Raw genomic sequence first — 16,803 nt, 5'->3', positions numbered from 1 at the left:
GTAAAATCTATAATTATCATATCACAACTTTTGACGGCTCTCATTGACAGTTGGTTACACTTTGGGTGCAGGTTGAAAAAGAGATTCATTCATAATATACTTTTCAAATGTACAGATTGGATCATAAATGATTGCTATACATACTAACGCAGATGAAGGAGATGTCAAGAGAATGCTTGATACTCAGCAAATTAAAGAAATTATTCCTCACCGTTATCCGTTTTTGCTCGTAGACCGGATTACGGAAGTTGAAGAGGGCAAACGGGCCGCAGGATATAAAAATGTAACCGCAAATGAAGAATTTTTTAACGGCCATTTTCCTCAGTATCCGGTTATGCCCGGCGTATTAATCGTAGAGGCACTTGCCCAAGTCGGCGCTGTTGCCATGCTGATTAAAGAAGAAAACCGAGGCAGATTGGCTTTCTTTGCCGGCATTGACAATTGCCGGTTTAAAAAACAAGTGAAACCTGGTGACCAGCTTCACCTTGAGGTTGAGATCATTCGTGCGCGAGGCACAATCGGGCGCGGAAAAGGCGTTGCCAAAGTTGACGGCGAAGTGGTTTGCGAAGTGGAACTGACTTTTGCCCTTGGCGAGTAAGTGAAAAAAAGACAGATGGGCAGCGGCACATTTGTCTTTTTTTCTTTCAAAACAAAAAAAGCAGGTGATTGTAATGTGGAAAGAGTTTAAGACCTTTGCCATGCGCGGGAACATTGTTGACCTTGCGATTGGTGTTGTCATAGGGGGCGCGTTCGGTAAGATCGTCACATCGCTCGTTAATGATATCATTATGCCTTTAGTTGGCTTGCTTCTGGGCGGGCTTGATTTTTCGGGACTGTCATTTACATTCGGTGATGCGGTCGTCAAATACGGCAGCTTCATTCAAACCATTGTAAATTTCTTGATCATATCGTTCTCTATTTTTATTATGATTCGGACTTTGAATCAATTGAGGCGCAAGAAAGAAGCGGAAGAAGAGGCCGAGGAGGAAGCGGCGGATGCGCAAGAAGAGTTATTGAAAGAAATCAGGGACTTGCTGAAGCAGCAGACAAGATCTCCAGAATAAAAAAAGACTGCCGCTGGAATGCGGCAGTCTTTTTTATAGGTCATGGATTACCGTATTCTTTATTGTTCCTCTGCATCCGGAGACGTGCTTATGAATTTAGGAGAATCTGTTGTTTCAGTAATGTGTATGACCATCGATACAGCTGTGCCGGCATCCGGGATGCTGCGGATGTTCAATTCACTGCCGCAAAAATGCTTGAGCCGCTGGTTGATATTTTTGAGTCCGACGCTGCGATCGAAGTCTTGAGACAGGATATTCTTTTGTTTTTCCGGCGCAATGCCAACACCGTTATCTTCAACTTCGACGTAATACTCGTTCCTGCTTTGTTTTTTTACGGTCAGCTTCACCCATCCTCCGCCTCTTTTTTTGCTTACGCCATGATGGACTGCATTTTCCACCAATGGCTGAATCATTAAAGGCGGAAGGATGAAGTCAATGTCTTTGTCTATATCGAAAAGAATGTCCAGCCGATCGCCGAAGCGCGTCTTTTCTATGGAGAGATAGGAATTGATAATAGAAAGCTCGTTTCTGAATGAACTGATGGCTGATGTATTTTGGAAATCAAAACTCATTCTTAAATAGTTAGTAAATTCAGCTGTTATCTCTCGCGCTTTTTCAATATCCAAATGACTGAGTGAAATAATGGTGTTTAACACATTGTAGAGAAAGTGTGGTTTGATTTGCGACTGCAGAAATGCCATCTCCATATTTGTCGCTTGGTTTGCTGTATGCTTCATCATAATCAGGTTTTTGATACGCGCCATAAATTCAGAGTAATGATAAGGTTTTTGCAAAATGTCATTCGCTCCGGCATGAAAAGCCTTGTATTTGTCGTGGCCGATGATGGCTGCTGTAATGATCAGAACCGGAAGATCAACCAAACTGAATCGTTCACGAATTCTCGTACAGACTTCGAAACCAGTCATATCCGGCATCATCAAGTCAAGAATCACCAAATCAAGCTTCGTGCAAGAAACCACTTCTAATGCTTCCGTTCCGTTTTTTGCAGCAATTACATTGTAGGGCACGCCTTCAAGCATATCGCTTAAAATTTTTAAACTGTCAATGTTATCATCGACAATCAGAATGGTTGGAGCGTCAATTTTCTCAGAGTAATAGGGCGTGCTTAAAGAGATACCTGACATCTCTAGCCCGGATTGTAATTCTGGAAGACTTGTTTTGGTTTCAGGCACAGATTCATGATGGACAATGGGCAATGTGAAATGGAATGCCGACCCTTTTCCCTCTTCTGATTCAACCCAAATGTCCCCGTTTTGGAGCTGGACCAGCTGTTTGACAATACTGAGGCCAAGACCGGCTCCGTCGTCTTTATTCATTTCTGCTTGCTGAAAAGACTCAAAGATGGTTTGGCGATCGGCTTCGGAAATGCCGCTTCCGGTATCCGTAACTGTCACCTTGATCATGTTATCGTTCAGTTTTGAAGCAGAAAGTGTGATTTGGCCCTCCGCTGTATACTTGATTGCATTGTCTACTAAATTGGTTAATATTTGGCGGAAGCGGTTTTCATCTGCGAGCACTAAAGGAAGGTCGTCTGGAATATGATTCATCATATTTAAGTTTTTATGTCTCGATAAGAGATTATAGAAATTCATTTCCGAACAAACTAAAGCATAAATATCAACAGGCACCGGGTGAATCTGAAGCATGCCTTGCTTTATTTTTTCTAAATCCAGGATGTCATTCACCAGATTGGACAGCCTGTAGCCCATGCGGATAACAAGCTGCATGTTTTCTTTCTCTTCTTCTATCGTTCTTTTTCCTTTGCCGGCCAACAACGTTTGGCATATATTAATAATGCTGTTCAGCGGAGTTTTAAATTCATGCGATGTCTTCGCTATAAACTCATCCTTCAGCCGGTCAACCCTGAGTAATTTCCACGACAGCACTTCATTTTCGCGGAATGCACCGGCAAATTGCTGTGCCATGAGAAGAACAATCGCCAGCAACGCAATGACTGTCGGCAATGAATAGATCGAATTAAAAGAAAAAGCCGTTTTTCCTGTGTAAGCGGAGATGGTCGTTAAAATGACAAAAGCACTCATTGATATAGAAGCGATTGTCAGATACAGGCTTCCTTCCATTTTGCGGATCGCTGCGATCGTAAAAATATATGTGATATAAACCAGGGTCGAAACGGCTAGCACGGAATGTAGTATGTATGAGGAGTGGCCGATAAACCCAACGGTTAAAAAATCTATGATCAAGACCAGCCCGCAAGAAACAGTGGCTATGAGCATAAAACGTTTTGACACAATCTCTCTGTAAGCAAAATAGAGATAGAGAAAAACCGCTATACTGACAAACACAGTTGAGATTGCCCTCATTGAATTTAACAATGAAAATGAAATGGACGGAAAGAGGAGGAATATAATCCGCTCTTTTCCGATCATCAGAATAATGAATGAAAACAGAAGGCACATAACAGAAAAAAACAGCAAATGTTTATCCTTTTTTCTTTGCAGGTAAAAGCCCAGAAAATATAATCCGGTAATGAAAAATGCTGTAATCATGACCGTATCATTAAGAAAGGAAATTTTGTTTTCACGCACTATTTGGTCCTGAGTTCCAAAGGTAATCGGCTTTGCGATTCCCCACCCCGGCGTTTTTCCGAAGTTCGAAAACTGTACGACAAGTTCATTATCACCCTTGTGAAGCGGGAAAAAGCTCGTATACGGTCTGTTTTGTGCTGTGAAATCAGGTTTATTTGAGGGGCTGCCGCTTTGGCCTATGACTTGTCCATTAAAATAGCTGCGATTTGCACTGTAAATAAACGACGTGCTGATCCCGAAAACCTGATTGTCTAGCTTTGATTTGATCGTCAGCTTGTACGTTCCGTAATCCACGTTGATACCTTGCTTGGCCAGCTTCACATTACTGGGGACATCAACGAAGAGGGGATCTTTTCCTTTTGCTGAAGCAATCTCTTTTGGCGATAAAATCTGATTTGGATATAATGTCCACTTTCCGTTCAGCTGCACATTCCCATCCTTCTGAAAATCCCAGTTCTCCAAGTTCATGACCCCATGCTTTGCTTCAGGAAGTGTTGATCCAGAAAGATGATCAATCGCTATAAAAACCATAAACAAAGCGGCATAACCGAAAATAACCGAAATGAAAATAAATTTTTCTTTCATAACAATGCTCCTTTTTAATAGGTTCATTCTACATTCCTATTTTTTATAAATATTGTAAATGTAAACTTTCAAAAGCTACAATAGAAAGAAAAAGAATCCAATTAAAGGGGCTATTTGGCATGATATAATAGAAGATATTTACTAATATCTCGATTTTACATATAGGGTGGGATGTGTTTTTGAACGCGTTAATTGTTGATGATGAGCATCTGGCATTGCTTCATTTTAAGAATATGCTTGAACGGACAAACGCCTTTCAATCTATTACGGCATTTCAAGATCCGATTGAAGCTCTGGAGCATGCGGCGATTCTTGCTATAGATGCGGTGTTTCTTGATATTGAAATGCCCGGAATTAATGGCATTGAGCTTGCTGAAGCGATTCAAGCGCAGAATGAAAATGTCCAAGTCGTTTTTATCACGGCTTATAATGAGTTTGCTATCAAAGCGTTTGAGCTGAATGCCATTGATTATTTGCTGAAGCCTGTCATTTATAAGCGGCTTGAGACAACAGTTGAACGTATCAGAACGAATAACAAGCTCAGGGCACCTGCAGAAAATACCGAGGCGCATTATTTCATTCAATGTTTTGGAAGCCTGCAGTTTTATCAAACCTTAAATAGTGTCAAGACAAACATACCGGTCAAATGGAGAACGTCCAAGGCGCGTGAAATCTATGCTTTTTTACTTCAAAATCAAGGACGTGTCGTCAGTAAAGACCTGTTAATCGACCTTTTTTGGCCCAACTATGATGTTTCAAAAGCAAGCACCCAGCTTTACTCAACCATTTACCAAATTCGGAAATTAATCGGCCAGGTTCCTTTCGGCCAATCAATCGAGAAAACCGAAACAGGGTATATTCTTCGTTTTTCAGGAGTAAAAATTGATGTTGTTGAATGGGAAAGGTCACTAAAAGAGGCTCCGCCGCTTAATACATCTACCTTACACCAGCACATGGATATGTTAATGTCATACGAAAACCATTACTTTATGGAGTACGGCTACTTGTGGGCAGAACCGGAAAAAACGCGTCTTGCCCAACTGTGGATCGGCAAGGCATATGAATTGATTGATTTTTTCATGCATGAAATGAACTACAGTCAAGCGATGGACATTTGTCTGCAGGTTGAGAAAATTGAACCTTTCGATCATAAAATTATGCAATACAAAATGCAGATATTTAACAAAAACGGGAAGGTAGAAGAGGCGATAAAGGAATATCAGCGCTACAAACAAATGAAAGATCAGATTAATTAAAGAAGCAGAAAACTTATCCAAACCAGTGAGTGTCGATTGCCTTTCGATGCACACTGGTTTTTTTGTACATGTCACCTAAAGGGAAGGCCCTCGCCATATGTCTGAAACTCCGAATCTCCAATTATATCCATTTCACTTGAATCATACATGATTTTTTGTTGTACAGAAATTGTATAGTTCCATTTCATACAATGTAGTTTGGTTCGGATGGCAAATCTTAGTTTTAAAACTCATTCGGCATTAGTAGTTTAATTGTGGGGGATGGAACATGGTTTTATGGTCTCGTGTATCAATCGGCAAGTGAAAAATAGATATGAAAGGGAGGAATGAAAAGTTGAGAACGAGGAGTTTTCCCTTAGGGCTGAAAAAAAGCGGGCGGATCGTTATGATCATAAGCCTTGCCATCTTTTTCTTCTTCAGTCAGATCGCCAGCTATACTCTTACCGCACAGGCTGTGGATGTAACGTCAAGTGACAGCCAATTCTTCGATTCGGTGACTGTCAAGGACGGCAAGAACCAGATTGTAGACGGATCAAAAGGAAACGAACCGGCATTAACGCCGGGGGATGAAGTGACACTGACATATGAATGGTCATTGAAAAAAGATGTAGAAACAGATAGTGAACAGGATATCAATGTGGAGATCCCTAAAAACTTTACATTTGATAAAGGTGCAGAAGGTGAAATCAAATCTGCTGATCAGGTCATCGGCAGCTATCAAGTGCCGGCGGGCAGCAGCACCATGACGGTAAAATTAACAACTGGATTCGCCGATTCTCCGAATGCCAAGGGGACCATTACACTGTCAGCCGCGTTTACTGCAGATGCAAAAGACGATGAACATACAGTAGCAGCCCTTTTTCATCTAGGGGGAGGCAAAACCCAGCAGGTGATCATTCCTGTTAAGAAAGCTGAATCACCAGATGCCGAGGAGGAAGAGCCAAAAAATGACCCTTCTGATACTGATGGTGATCAGAAAGAGACAGATGACAAATCTGCACCTCCAGTCAGCAAGGATCAAAAAGAGGAAGAACAGCAACCGTCAGCCGACTCTAAGAGCGGTGATTCCTCAAAGGATAAAGATTCAAATAAAGTGTCATCCTCAAGTCAATCAGCTTTCAGAAGTTTGCAAACTGAAGAAAAACAAATCACGCAAAATCTTTTAACCGGCGTGACATTGACGGACGAAAACGGAAAGCCATATGACAAGGGCAATCGTGCCGATACGAATTCTCCGGTGAAAATTTCAATTGATTGGGCCATTCCTGACGATTTTGGAAAAACAATCAATGCCGGCGATAAATATGAATTTGATTTACCTAAAGAATTTATTATGCATAATGACATTGTGAACCTGCCGTTAAGCGCCGGAGACACCACATACGGGACATTTTCTATTGATACGAACGGACATGTGGTGATGACATTTAACGGCGAGGTAAAAGAAAGTTCTAATGTCAAAGGCACATTGGTTATCAATACGCAGTTCAATGAGAAAAAAATAACGGGTTCGACAACACAGAAGATTCCATTCCCTGTGAATTCTGATACTCCTGAAACAACAGTTTATTTTAAACCAAATGTGAGTAAAACCATTGATAAATCAGGTGCACTGGATAAAGGCATCAACCCCGGTAAAGTAACATGGACGGTCGATGTCAATAAAAAGTTGGATCAAGTCAAGAATGCCAAACTCACGGAAAGCCTTCCAGAGGGTTTAACCTACCGTTCAGTTAAAGTATATGAACTCAATGTGAACATTGATGGTTCTGTCAGCAAAGGAAATGAAGTTTCTTCCGGCTACAGCGTTGATTCAAAAGGAAATGTCACATTTGATGGGACAATTGATTCAGCCTACCGCCTTGTGTACGAAACCGACATTGACAATAGTGCAAAGCCGAGTGAAGGCGGAAATATATCGCTGACGAACAAGGCGGCATTCAGCGGAGACAATCTGGAACCAATTTCTGCAGAAGCCACTGTTGCGGCCAAATATGGAAAAATGATCGCGAAATCATCGACCGGATATGATGGAGAATCTCAAACATTCAGCTGGGCTCTTTCATACAACTATGGTGAGAAACAGATCGACCAATCCAAGGCCAGCATTAAGGATTCTTTTGGAACTGGCGATTTGCACCTCGTAAAAGATTCCTTGAAGGTTATTCCTATTACCTTTGGACAGAATGGCAGCGAGCAAGCGGGCACGCCTTTAAAGGAAGGCGAGGATTACACGCTGATCGATAATGGAAGCGGTTTTGAAATCAAATTTAATAAAACCGTTACCAGCGCTTACAAAATCACATATCAAACAAAGGTCAACAGCGGAGTGATCATTGATAAATCGACAACATACACCAATAGCGTGGTGACCGGAACAGGGGATTCTAAAGAAGCTTCTGGAATAGCCATTCAGCAGAACCTCATTAAAGGGTATTCAAACGTTGATTATGAGAAGAAGACGGTTGATTGGACGATTACAATTAATAAAAACAAATATGAGATGAACAATTGGACGTTGGATGACCAATTCGAAAGCGGCGGATTGGTTCTGATTGATGTATCGTTCAAGATTCAAGACACAACGAACAACAAAACGTTGCAGAAAGACAAAGACTACACATTGACAAAAAAACCCGACAATAAAGGCTTTACTTTGGCATTGATCGGGGATTACAAAAAAACAGACAGTCAGTTTAAGATCACTTACACAACAACATTCAATGCTGATTATTCTAACGAAAGCGTCAAGAATACAGCACATTCAACATGGACTGATCAATACGGCAATGACCGCACAAATAAGGTATCAAGCGGTTTTACACCGAATCATCAGACTTCAAATAATGGTTTCAAAAACGGTTCATATAACGCAGTTTCAAAGGAAATCACTTGGAAAGTCGGCATCAATTATAATGGCGAACCGACAAAAAATTCTTATATAAAAGATGCCATAATAGATCCTCAGCAATTTGTGCCGGGTTCCGTTGTGGTAAAGAGCTATACGATCAATAAAAACGGCTCCATCACGGAAGGAGATGTCCTTGATCCTTCAAAGTATGAGGTCGAAGAGCCTTCAGAAAAAAATGAACGCACTCTGACAGTACACCTTAAAACGAGCGATTCTGTGCCATACCTGATTGAGTTTAAGACATCGCTCAAAGGAAAGGTCATTGACCAGAATCAGTACACAAACAAGGCAACATACCATAATGACGGGTATGCAGACCGCACGTTGACGGGTTCTGTTTCGGTTGTGAACGGAGGAAACCTGGTTTTCAAAGGCGGCAAACAAAATGGAAACCACATCGATTGGAATATCAACGTCAACTCTAGCCAATCAACGCTGGATGACGTGAAAGTTACTGACACGCCAGATGATAATCAAATACTAGATGCAGCGTCTTTTAAAGTATATCAAGCAAAATATGATGAAAACGGAGTGGTCAAAGACAGCAGCGGAAATCTGACCGCAGGCGATGTCGAGCTTCAAAAAGACAAAGACTACACGGTAGACATCAAAACCGACAATACAACAGGTGAACAATCGTTTGTCCTGCAATTCATAGGCAGCTATAAGCAAATTGACCGTGCCTATGTGATCAAATACCGGTCTCTGATTAATATAGCCGGTACGAACGGCCACGTTAAAAATAAGGTGTCCATTTCAGGAACAAATGTGAAAGAGCAGACTCAGGAAAACAGCAGCTCGATCTTTGTTGCCATTTCAAGCGGCGACGGTTCCGGATCAGGAGAAAAAGGAAGCCTGACGATTTTAAAGACAGGAGAGGACGATAAAGCTCTTGGAGGAGCAGAGTTTCAGTTATGGTCTGAAGACGCCAAGCAGCTCCTGCGCAACGGCACAACAGGTACCGATGGTAAGCTTACATTCGGAAATATTCGCTACGGCTCTTACGTATTAAAAGAAGTAAAAGCGCCTGACGGATATACCATCAGCGATGCTTATGCAAAAGGAGTCTCTGTTAAGATAGACAGCAACTCATCCAAGACAGGAGCGCTGTACAAAGTCGTAAATCAACAGAACAAGGTGACGCTTATCAAAAAAGACGAACAAAAAAATCCTTTAGCTGGTGCTGTTTTCAAGCTGGAGAAAAAAGCGGGCAACGGCACCTATACTTTGATAGAAACGGATATCAAAAGCGACAAAAACGGAAAAATCGAAATGAATGGTTTGCCGGCGGGCTATTACCGACTCACCGAAACGAAAGCTCCTGCCGGGTTTATCGTGAATACAAAAGCGATTCATTTCTCAATCGCAAAGAATGATAAGAATCAGGTGTCTGACGTAGAATTAGGAGAAATGGTCAATTATCAAGGAAGGGCCTATTTAACGAAGGAAGATGCCGCAGGCCAGAAACTCGAAGGAGCGGTCTTCAAGATTATCGATGACGAAGGAATTACGGTTCAAGAAGAGCTGACGTCGGATAAAGACGGAAAAGTAGAGGCTTCAGGCCTTGCGCCGGGACGCTACGCCTTTGTCGAAACAAAAGCGCCTAAGGGATACGTATTAAACACCGAGAAACAAGAGTTTACCATCTCCGAATCAGCAGAAGGAAAGCCGGAGTCAGCTGATGCCGGAGCAGCCGTTAACTATAAAGGTTCTGTGCAGCTGGTGAAGGAAAATGCCAAAGGGCAGAAACTTGAAGGGGCTGTTTTCAAGATTGTCGATGACGAAGGAAATACGGTTCAAGAAGAGTTGACCTCAGATAAGGATGGAAAGGTCACAGCTTCAGGCCTTGTACCTGGACGCTACGCTTTTGTCGAAACGAAAGCGCCTGAGGGTTATGTATTAAACACTGAGAAACAGGAGTTTACCATCTCTGAATCAGCAGAAGGAAAGCCGGAATTAACTGATGCCGGGATAGCCGTTAACGATAAAGGCTCCGTTCAGCTGGTGAAGGAAGATGCTGAAGGGCAGAAACTTGAAGGGGCCGTCTTCAAGATTGTCGATGACAAAGGAAATACGGTTCAAGAAGAGCTGACCTCGGATAAAGATGGAAAGATCACAGCTTCAGGTCTCGTACCTGGACGCTACGCCTTTGTCGAAACGAAAGCGCCTGAAGGATATGTGCTGAACACTGAGAGAAAAGAGTTCACCATCTCCGAATCAGCAGAAGGAAAGCCAAAGTCAGCTGATGCCGGGATAGCCATTAACTATAAAGGCTCCGTTCAGTTAACGAAAGTAGACCAAGATGAAAAAGGAGTAGCCGGTGCCATTTTCAAAATCGTTGACAACAATGGAAACACAGTAAGAGATGACCTTGTCTCAAAAGAAGGCGGCAACATTGAGGTTGACGGTTTGGCTCCGGGAAGCTATCAATTTGTTGAAAAACAGGCGCCAGACGGATATCTCCTATCCGAAAGCCCGGTGCCGTTCACCATTAAGGCTGAACATGACGGCCAACCAGAACAAGTTGAAGTAACAGCTGTCAACATCGAGAACCGTGTCGTTCTTACAAAAGTGGATCAACATGATAAAGAGAAAGTTCTTCAAGGAGCGGAGTTCAATCTGACTGATGCCAAAGGCAAAGTTTTGAAATCCGGTCTCATCACGGATGACAAAGGACAGATTACCGTACACGGTCTCAAAGCGGGAGAATATCAGTTTATCGAAACAAAAGCACCTGCGAATTACAGTTTGAATAAAACGCCAATATCGTTCAAGATCACCAATACTGAAACAAAGCCAGTCGAAATCACCGCGGAGAACATACTGACACCAGGTGACGTGAAACTGACAAAAGTGGATCAAGACGATAAAAAAGCCGTTTTGGAGGGTGCTGAATTCAAGTTATTGGACGCGAGCGGCAAGCCTGTAAAAACTGACGGCTACGGCAAAGATCTACCTAAATTGTGGAAAACAAATCAAAATGGACATTTCACTATCAAAGGCCTTGCGCCGGGACGCTACCAGCTTATCGAAACAAAGGCGCCCGATGGCTATAAACTGGATGAAACACCAATCGAATTCACAATAGAAAAAGGACAGTCAAAACTTGTTGAGATTGTTGCTTCTAATCAGAAATTAAAAACGCCAACGCCGAGCAATGATACACCGGATAAACATGTGAAGGGAGATGGACAGCATCCAAAAACCGATGGCACAGATGGTCATGTAAAAACAGACAATTCACATCCAAAAGCCGATGATCCAGCTGGCCATACCAAAACAGACAATTCCCTTCCAAAAACCGGTGATACAGACAGTACGGTGCCGGTTATGATCGGCATTATGCTGCTCTTAGCAGGCGGAGCTATGGCTCATGTCTCTAGAAAGAGACAAAGAAAGGCTTAAATGTGATGGCACCTGATCATTGAAGATCTGATCAGGTGCTTTTTTAAAACAGATCATACCCCATAGCATGACGCAAAAGAAAGGGATGTACAGTATGTATAAAAAGATAATCATAGCGGTGTTTATTCTTTCCGGCCTGCTGCTTATCTTTTCTCCTTTCATAAAAGGAAGTCTCATCGCCTACCTTAGCAAAAACCAGTATGAGTCGGAATTGACTGTGAAGCAGCTGCAAGAAAATAATGAAAAAGAAGCAGAATTTGATTTCAATTCCATTCAGCCGCCCACGCTAAAGGAAGCTATAAATGCGGGCTTCGATCGGGAACCGAAGGCCATAATCGGCCGGATCACCATTGAAAGTGTGGATCTGGAGCTCCCCATATTAAAAGGAACCACCAATGAAAACCTGTTGATCGGAGCGGCTACAATGCGCCCGGATCAGAAAATGGGCGAGGGAAACTATCCATTGGCAGGCCATCACCTGAAGCGGAAGAGCCTTTTATTCGGACCTCTGGCTAACATAAAAAAAGGCGCCAAAATTGTCATCACAGATTTCAAAAACGATTATATGTACTCTGTGACATCAATAAAAAATATTTCTGAAATAGATGCAGCTGTGATTCAGGATACAAAAGAAAAGGAAATCACATTAATCACATGCGACAAAGCTGTGGAAACCGAAGGACGTCTCGCAGTGAAAGGGAAATTGATTGAGATTGTCGGTCATACAAATGACAGATCGAGTAGCGGAATGTGAAGATGTGTGTAGACCATTTATTTTTCATTTGATTATAGGAGAATGAAAAAGCCTGCCTTGTGATAAAAGGCAGGCTTTATTCTAATACAGAATATATTTGTTTAATATGTCCATTGTCATGCTTTTCGCTTCTGTGCCGGTACCATCAATGTTCGTCACGAAACTATACACTCCGTTTTCAGTTTTGACAAAGCCTGCATACCAGCCGATGCCTGAACCTGAACCGGTTTTTCCATAAAGGGTATAATGATCTTCATCCTCCTGAATCATCATCCGCTTCACCGTTTTCATTACGCTTTTATCAAATGGCAGTTTTTCTTTGTATAAGGCTTCCATAAAGTCAGTCTGTTCCAGAGGAGAAATCTTAAGCGTGCTGCTTAGCCAAAATTGGTCAATGCCGCCGCTGATATCTTGATTGCCATAAGCTATTTTATCAATCCATTCCTTCATTCGATCTTCTCCGATGTCTCGTGCCATCGCTTGATAATACCAAACAACAGAGTATCTCATGGCAGATCCGAGCGTGTGATCCTGATTCCAGATATCGAGCTCACGTTTCACACCGTCCCAGTATTTGATGTCATATTCATCTTTAACGGCGCCTGTTTGTAATCCAATGAGCGCGTTTGGGACTTTAAAAGTGGATTGCGGCGCAAATCTTTGTTTCGCGCGTTGATTGTCATAGATGAATGTTTTTTCGTTTTTTAGATCACGTAAAATAAAAGTTCCGTCGTGATCAGTGAAGAATTCATCGACATTCATCTTCCTTAGATTGGGCCTCTTCTCGGCAGCATCAGCTTCTCTAGGTGTTTGCAAACTCGTTGTTAGAAGGACAGCCGCGCCGATAAGTGATAATAAAACCGTTTGAATTTTACGCTTACTCATACCTATCACCTCAGCACATGTAAAATAAGAGAGGGGATGATTTCCACTCTCTTTTATATCTTCTGTTTAAACGCCTCGATCAGCTTCGCTCCTGTATAGCCCTCTTTCACAAGAGATTCCAGAATGGTTTCAGTGCCTTGCTGTTTTCTTGTCACCATTTGTCCGTAAATTAAAACCGAAATGCTTTCTTCGAGTTCAGCAATGTTCTTCACAGCTGCAGTCAGCTGGGCGGGGCGGTTGCTTTTTTTCGTAATCGTCACAAATACTTTGACCTCAGCTTGCTTTTTTTGAAGCTGGTCAAAAAAAGACATGTGCTCCTTCGGAACAAGCGCTTCAATCAGCCAGTGATTTTCGCCGTCTTCTTTATTGATAATCAGTCCGTCAATAAGGGGAAACTGTTCAATTGATTTTTCTTCCTTGTCCACTCGTTCCACGTTCAGATCAACCAGTTTAAAGGTTTTCATTTTATCTCACCCCATTTACTTACAAAGAATTCTTAAAATGAATTATAACACATATTCATTTTTCCGTGAAAACGCTGTAATGCTGGGGGCAATTTATTTTGTTAGGTACAACATTTAATAATTTCTATTTTTTCATTATACTGTAACTGACTATGGATTACGGAGAGGTGTGTATGAATCGATTTCATTTAAAGGAAATTTATATTGACGGCACTCGGGCGGATCAGCCTTTGGTTCCAACGAGCGAAGTTTATATGTTAAGCCGTAAAGATATTTTTGAGGTTCATCTCTATAGGAAAGAGAGGATGATTTTTTTATACGAAACTTATGATGGGATGGAACAGTACAAAATCCAGCTGTCGCTGCCGGAAAAGAAGCTCAGCTTTCAATGGTTTGCATGGGACGGCTCTTCTTATGTCTGTATGAATACGCAGCATTGGCTGACATCTAAATTGTTTTTCCGGTTTTTAAAAAATACATATTTCTTTAGAGGGAAAAAACATAAGCTGTTTTTAGCTGAGGGAAAAATGAAAACGAAAGATAAAAACAGAGGCTGATATTCAATTTTAGGCGTTTTTCTTTTCTCGATGCATCGTCTACAATACGTGTAACCGCAAGGAGAGGAGGAATCGCAATGTTCAATCAGGTCATGCTTGTCGGACGGTTAACAAAAGACCCTGAGCTTCGATACACTTCCGCAGGCGCGGCAGTCACACACATTACGATCGCGGTTAACCGCAGCTTCAAAAATGCTTCGGGGGATATTGAAGCGGATTACGTCAATTGCACGCTTTGGAGAAAAACGGCTGAAAACACGGCGTTATATTGCCAAAAAGGCTCTCTCGTCGGCCTAAGCGGAAGGATTCAGACAAGGAGCTATGAAAATGCGGAAGGTGTCAAAGTGTATGTAACTGAAGTGATGGCTGACACTGTTCGTTTTATGGATCCTAAACCTCGGGAAAAAGCTGCCGATTGACATACCCCTGCTCCTCCCGCTTTATATTCCATTCACGATTACTTATCTTCGCATCACCCCCTCTGAATTGACCAGTCGACCAGACTGGTTTTTTCTTTCTGTTTACTCTAGGAAAAATTGGTTCTTACGATGCATTTTTACTTAATTTCACTTAAAAATATTGATTGTTAATATGTAAAAACTTATAATCACTTAAAGATAACGACATATAAAAAGGAATGAGGGCGTGTACCAAGAAGAAAGATTAGTAGCGATTGTGGATTATCTAAAAGAGCATAACCGCATTACAACGGAGCAGATCTGTACGCTCCTTCAGGTGTCCAGAGATACAGCAAGGCGGGATCTTGTGAAGCTGGAGGAACAGAATGCCATTATCCGCACAAGAGGCGGCGCCATTCTGCCGTCTGTGCATCAGAAAATCCAAGGGTATTCCGGCCGGCTGAAAACAGTGTCCGAGGAAAAAAATAAGATTGGCAAACTCGCAGCATCGCTGATCCAAAATGGCGACCGGGTTATTTTAGATGCGTCTACAACCGTTCAGGCGTGCGCTAAGCACTTAAATGCAGATGACTGCACGGTTATCACCAACTCCATTAATCTAGCGGAAGTGCTCTCAGACAAAGGTGGTATCGAGATCTATCTTCTCGGAGGCAAGCTTGAAAAGGAGCACCGTTTTTTGTACGGCGCCTCTGTGATTGAAAAGCTTTCAAGCTATCACGTCGATAAAGCGCTGATCGGTGTTGTCGGCATTTCTGAACACGGCATTACGATCGCGCATGAAGAAGATGGGCTAGTGAAGCGAAAAATGATTCAGCAGGCGAAGCAGGTGATCGCCCTTGCGGATTATTCAAAGCTGGGAAGCACCGGTTTTTATCAGTACGCTGAGCTGAGTGAAATTGATCTCTTAATCACAGACCGGCTGCCTGATCAGGCGTTTTGCGACTTGCTAGATCTTAATGGCGTCGAACTTCTCGTGACAGAGCAAGATGAAAGAAAGGGCTGATCAACGTGAAATTGATTGCGATTGACTTAGACGGAACCTTGCTGAACAGCAAACATCAAGTAAGCACAGAAAATGAAAATGCTCTGCGGCAGGCACAGCAGGACGGGATTGAGGTTGTTGTATCAACGGGACGCGCTTATTTTGATGTCGTGTCCATTTTTCAACCGCTCGGGATCAAAACGTGGGTCATCAGTGCGAACGGCGCCGTCATTCACGACCCTGACGGCAGGCTTTTTCATTCGGAAACAATCGATAAAAAACGGGCGTATGACATTCTCTCATGGCTCGAGTCAGAAAACTATTATTACGAGGTTTTTACAGACTCAGCCATTTACACGCAGCAAAACGGCAGGCAGCTCCTTGACGTTGAGCTTGACCGGGTCAAAAGTGCGAATCCAGAGGCTGATCTTTCTGTTCTGATACAGGCAGCCGAGGTGCAATACAGTCAATCGGGCTTCGCCTATATCGACACGTTTCAAGAGCTCTTTGAGGAGGATAAACAGATTGATTTTTACAACATTCTTGGCTTTTCTTTCTTCAAAGAAAAGCTGGAGGCCGGCTGGCAGAGATACCAGCATGATAAAGATCTGACACTTGTCAGCTCTGCTGATCATAACTTTGAGTTATCCTCCAAAAAAGCATCCAAGGGGCAGGCGCTGGAAAGACTGGCAAAGCGGCTTAACATCCCAATGAATGAAACAGCAGCCGTGGGCGACAGCTTAAATGACAAATCCATGCTGGAAGCTGCCGGAAAAGGTGTAGCGATGGGCAATGCGCGGGAGGACATCAAAGCGATAGCCGGCGCTGTAACCCTGACCAATGATGAACACGGCGTTGCCCATATGATTCGGCATTTGCTGTAAGGTTTATTTTTCGAAAAAAAGTGCATCCTGAACATAACCGGCGTAACGGATTCTGTGAAGTTCGGCG

The 16,803-nt window shown here is 42.5% G+C and carries 12 protein-coding genes and 1 pseudogene; 9 read left to right on the top strand and 4 right to left on the bottom strand.

Features of this window, described 5'->3' with window-relative positions:
• Positions 1 to 172: 172 nt before the first annotated feature.
• Together fabZ and mscL are read left to right on the top strand one after the other, a co-directional pair.
• Positions 173 to 598 (top strand): 3-hydroxyacyl-ACP dehydratase FabZ, encoded by a 426-nt coding sequence (gene fabZ / locus NSU16_RS18085; RefSeq protein ID WP_010332175.1) that lies wholly within the window; start codon positions 173 to 175, stop codon positions 596 to 598.
• Between the two features lie 73 nt (positions 599 to 671).
• Positions 672 to 1,064, top strand: a complete 393-nt coding sequence (mscL, locus tag NSU16_RS18080) for a large conductance mechanosensitive channel protein MscL (RefSeq protein WP_010332174.1) — start codon at positions 672 to 674, stop codon at positions 1,062 to 1,064.
• Positions 1,065 to 1,123: 59 nt separating this feature from the next.
• Here the strand turns inward: mscL and NSU16_RS18075 are convergent, their stop codons facing one another.
• Positions 1,124 to 2,104: a histidine kinase gene (locus tag NSU16_RS18075; protein WP_339192721.1), complete on the bottom strand. Its 981-nt coding sequence runs from the start codon at positions 2,102 to 2,104 to the stop codon at positions 1,124 to 1,126.
• A gap of 180 nt (positions 2,105 to 2,284) precedes the next feature.
• A pseudogene (locus NSU16_RS18070) lies at positions 2,285 to 3,595 on the bottom strand (sensor histidine kinase); the annotation flags it as partial.
• An 803-nt stretch (positions 3,596 to 4,398) separates the two neighbouring features.
• Between NSU16_RS18070 and NSU16_RS18065 the strand changes: the two are divergent.
• From NSU16_RS18065 to NSU16_RS18055, 3 genes are all read left to right on the top strand, one after another.
• The gene (locus NSU16_RS18065; RefSeq protein WP_268504460.1) at positions 4,399 to 5,475 is read left to right on the top strand and encodes a response regulator; all 1,077 of its coding nucleotides are present in this window, start codon (positions 4,399 to 4,401) and stop codon (positions 5,473 to 5,475) included.
• Between the two features lie 334 nt (positions 5,476 to 5,809).
• A complete protein-coding gene (locus tag NSU16_RS18060; protein ID WP_339191676.1) occupies positions 5,810 to 11,791 on the top strand; it encodes a SpaA isopeptide-forming pilin-related protein in 5,982 nt (1,993 codons plus the stop codon).
• Between the two features lie 94 nt (positions 11,792 to 11,885).
• Positions 11,886 to 12,545, top strand: coding sequence for a class A sortase (locus tag NSU16_RS18055; RefSeq protein ID WP_268504464.1), 660 nt, complete (start codon positions 11,886 to 11,888; stop codon positions 12,543 to 12,545).
• Positions 12,546 to 12,626: 81 nt separating this feature from the next.
• On the opposite strand, the gene blaOXA is transcribed toward NSU16_RS18055, so the two are convergent.
• The gene (gene blaOXA / locus NSU16_RS18050; protein ID WP_339191675.1) at positions 12,627 to 13,430 is read right to left on the bottom strand and encodes a class D beta-lactamase; all 804 of its coding nucleotides are present in this window, start codon (positions 13,428 to 13,430) and stop codon (positions 12,627 to 12,629) included.
• 53 nt (positions 13,431 to 13,483) lie between these two features.
• Positions 13,484 to 13,894 (bottom strand): YwpF-like family protein, encoded by a 411-nt coding sequence (locus NSU16_RS18045; protein ID WP_010332168.1) that lies wholly within the window; start codon positions 13,892 to 13,894, stop codon positions 13,484 to 13,486.
• A 173-nt stretch (positions 13,895 to 14,067) separates the two neighbouring features.
• On the opposite strand from NSU16_RS18045, the gene NSU16_RS18040 reads away from it, so the two are divergent.
• From NSU16_RS18040 to NSU16_RS18025, 4 genes are all read left to right on the top strand, one after another.
• Complete coding sequence (locus NSU16_RS18040; protein ID WP_010332167.1) at positions 14,068 to 14,451, top strand: hypothetical protein; 384 nt, start codon at positions 14,068 to 14,070, stop codon at positions 14,449 to 14,451.
• A 77-nt stretch (positions 14,452 to 14,528) separates the two neighbouring features.
• On the top strand, positions 14,529 to 14,870 hold the full coding sequence (gene ssbB / locus NSU16_RS18035) for a single-stranded DNA-binding protein SsbB (protein ID WP_010332166.1): 342 nt from the start codon (positions 14,529 to 14,531) through the stop codon (positions 14,868 to 14,870).
• Positions 14,871 to 15,096: 226 nt separating this feature from the next.
• The gene (locus NSU16_RS18030) at positions 15,097 to 15,873 is read left to right on the top strand and encodes a DeoR/GlpR family DNA-binding transcription regulator (RefSeq protein WP_168748938.1); all 777 of its coding nucleotides are present in this window, start codon (positions 15,097 to 15,099) and stop codon (positions 15,871 to 15,873) included.
• 5 nt (positions 15,874 to 15,878) lie between these two features.
• Positions 15,879 to 16,736 carry a Cof-type HAD-IIB family hydrolase gene (locus tag NSU16_RS18025; protein ID WP_326218506.1) on the top strand — a complete coding sequence of 286 codons (858 nt, stop codon included), beginning with the start codon at positions 15,879 to 15,881 and terminating at the stop codon, positions 16,734 to 16,736.
• Positions 16,737 to 16,803 lie beyond the last annotated feature (67 nt).

This window comes from Bacillus sp. FSL K6-1003, from assembly GCF_037964945.1.
Taxonomy (GTDB): Bacteria; Bacillota; Bacilli; order Bacillales; family Bacillaceae; genus Bacillus; species Bacillus mojavensis.
Note: the sequence above shows the minus strand (reverse complement) of the source record. Positions and strands in the feature narration are given on the sequence as shown.

Bases quoted from the DNA above. Each gene is read 5' to 3' on its own strand.
- NSU16_RS18040 (WP_010332167.1), top strand. From the start codon at position 14,068: ATGAATCGATTTCATTTAAAGGAAATTTATATTGACGGCACTCGGGCG.
- ssbB (WP_010332166.1), top strand. From the start codon at position 14,529: ATGTTCAATCAGGTCATGCTTGTCGGACGGTTAACAAAAGACCCTGAG.
- blaOXA (WP_339191675.1), bottom strand. From the start codon at position 13,430: ATGAGTAAGCGTAAAATTCAAACGGTTTTATTATCACTTATCGGCGCG.
- NSU16_RS18045 (WP_010332168.1), bottom strand. From the start codon at position 13,894: ATGAAAACCTTTAAACTGGTTGATCTGAACGTGGAACGAGTGGACAAG.
- mscL (WP_010332174.1), top strand. From the start codon at position 672: ATGTGGAAAGAGTTTAAGACCTTTGCCATGCGCGGGAACATTGTTGAC.
- NSU16_RS18075 (WP_339192721.1), bottom strand. From the start codon at position 2,104: ATGCTTGAAGGCGTGCCCTACAATGTAATTGCTGCAAAAAACGGAACG.
- fabZ (WP_010332175.1), top strand. From the start codon at position 173: ATGCTTGATACTCAGCAAATTAAAGAAATTATTCCTCACCGTTATCCG.
- NSU16_RS18055 (WP_268504464.1), top strand. From the start codon at position 11,886: ATGTATAAAAAGATAATCATAGCGGTGTTTATTCTTTCCGGCCTGCTG.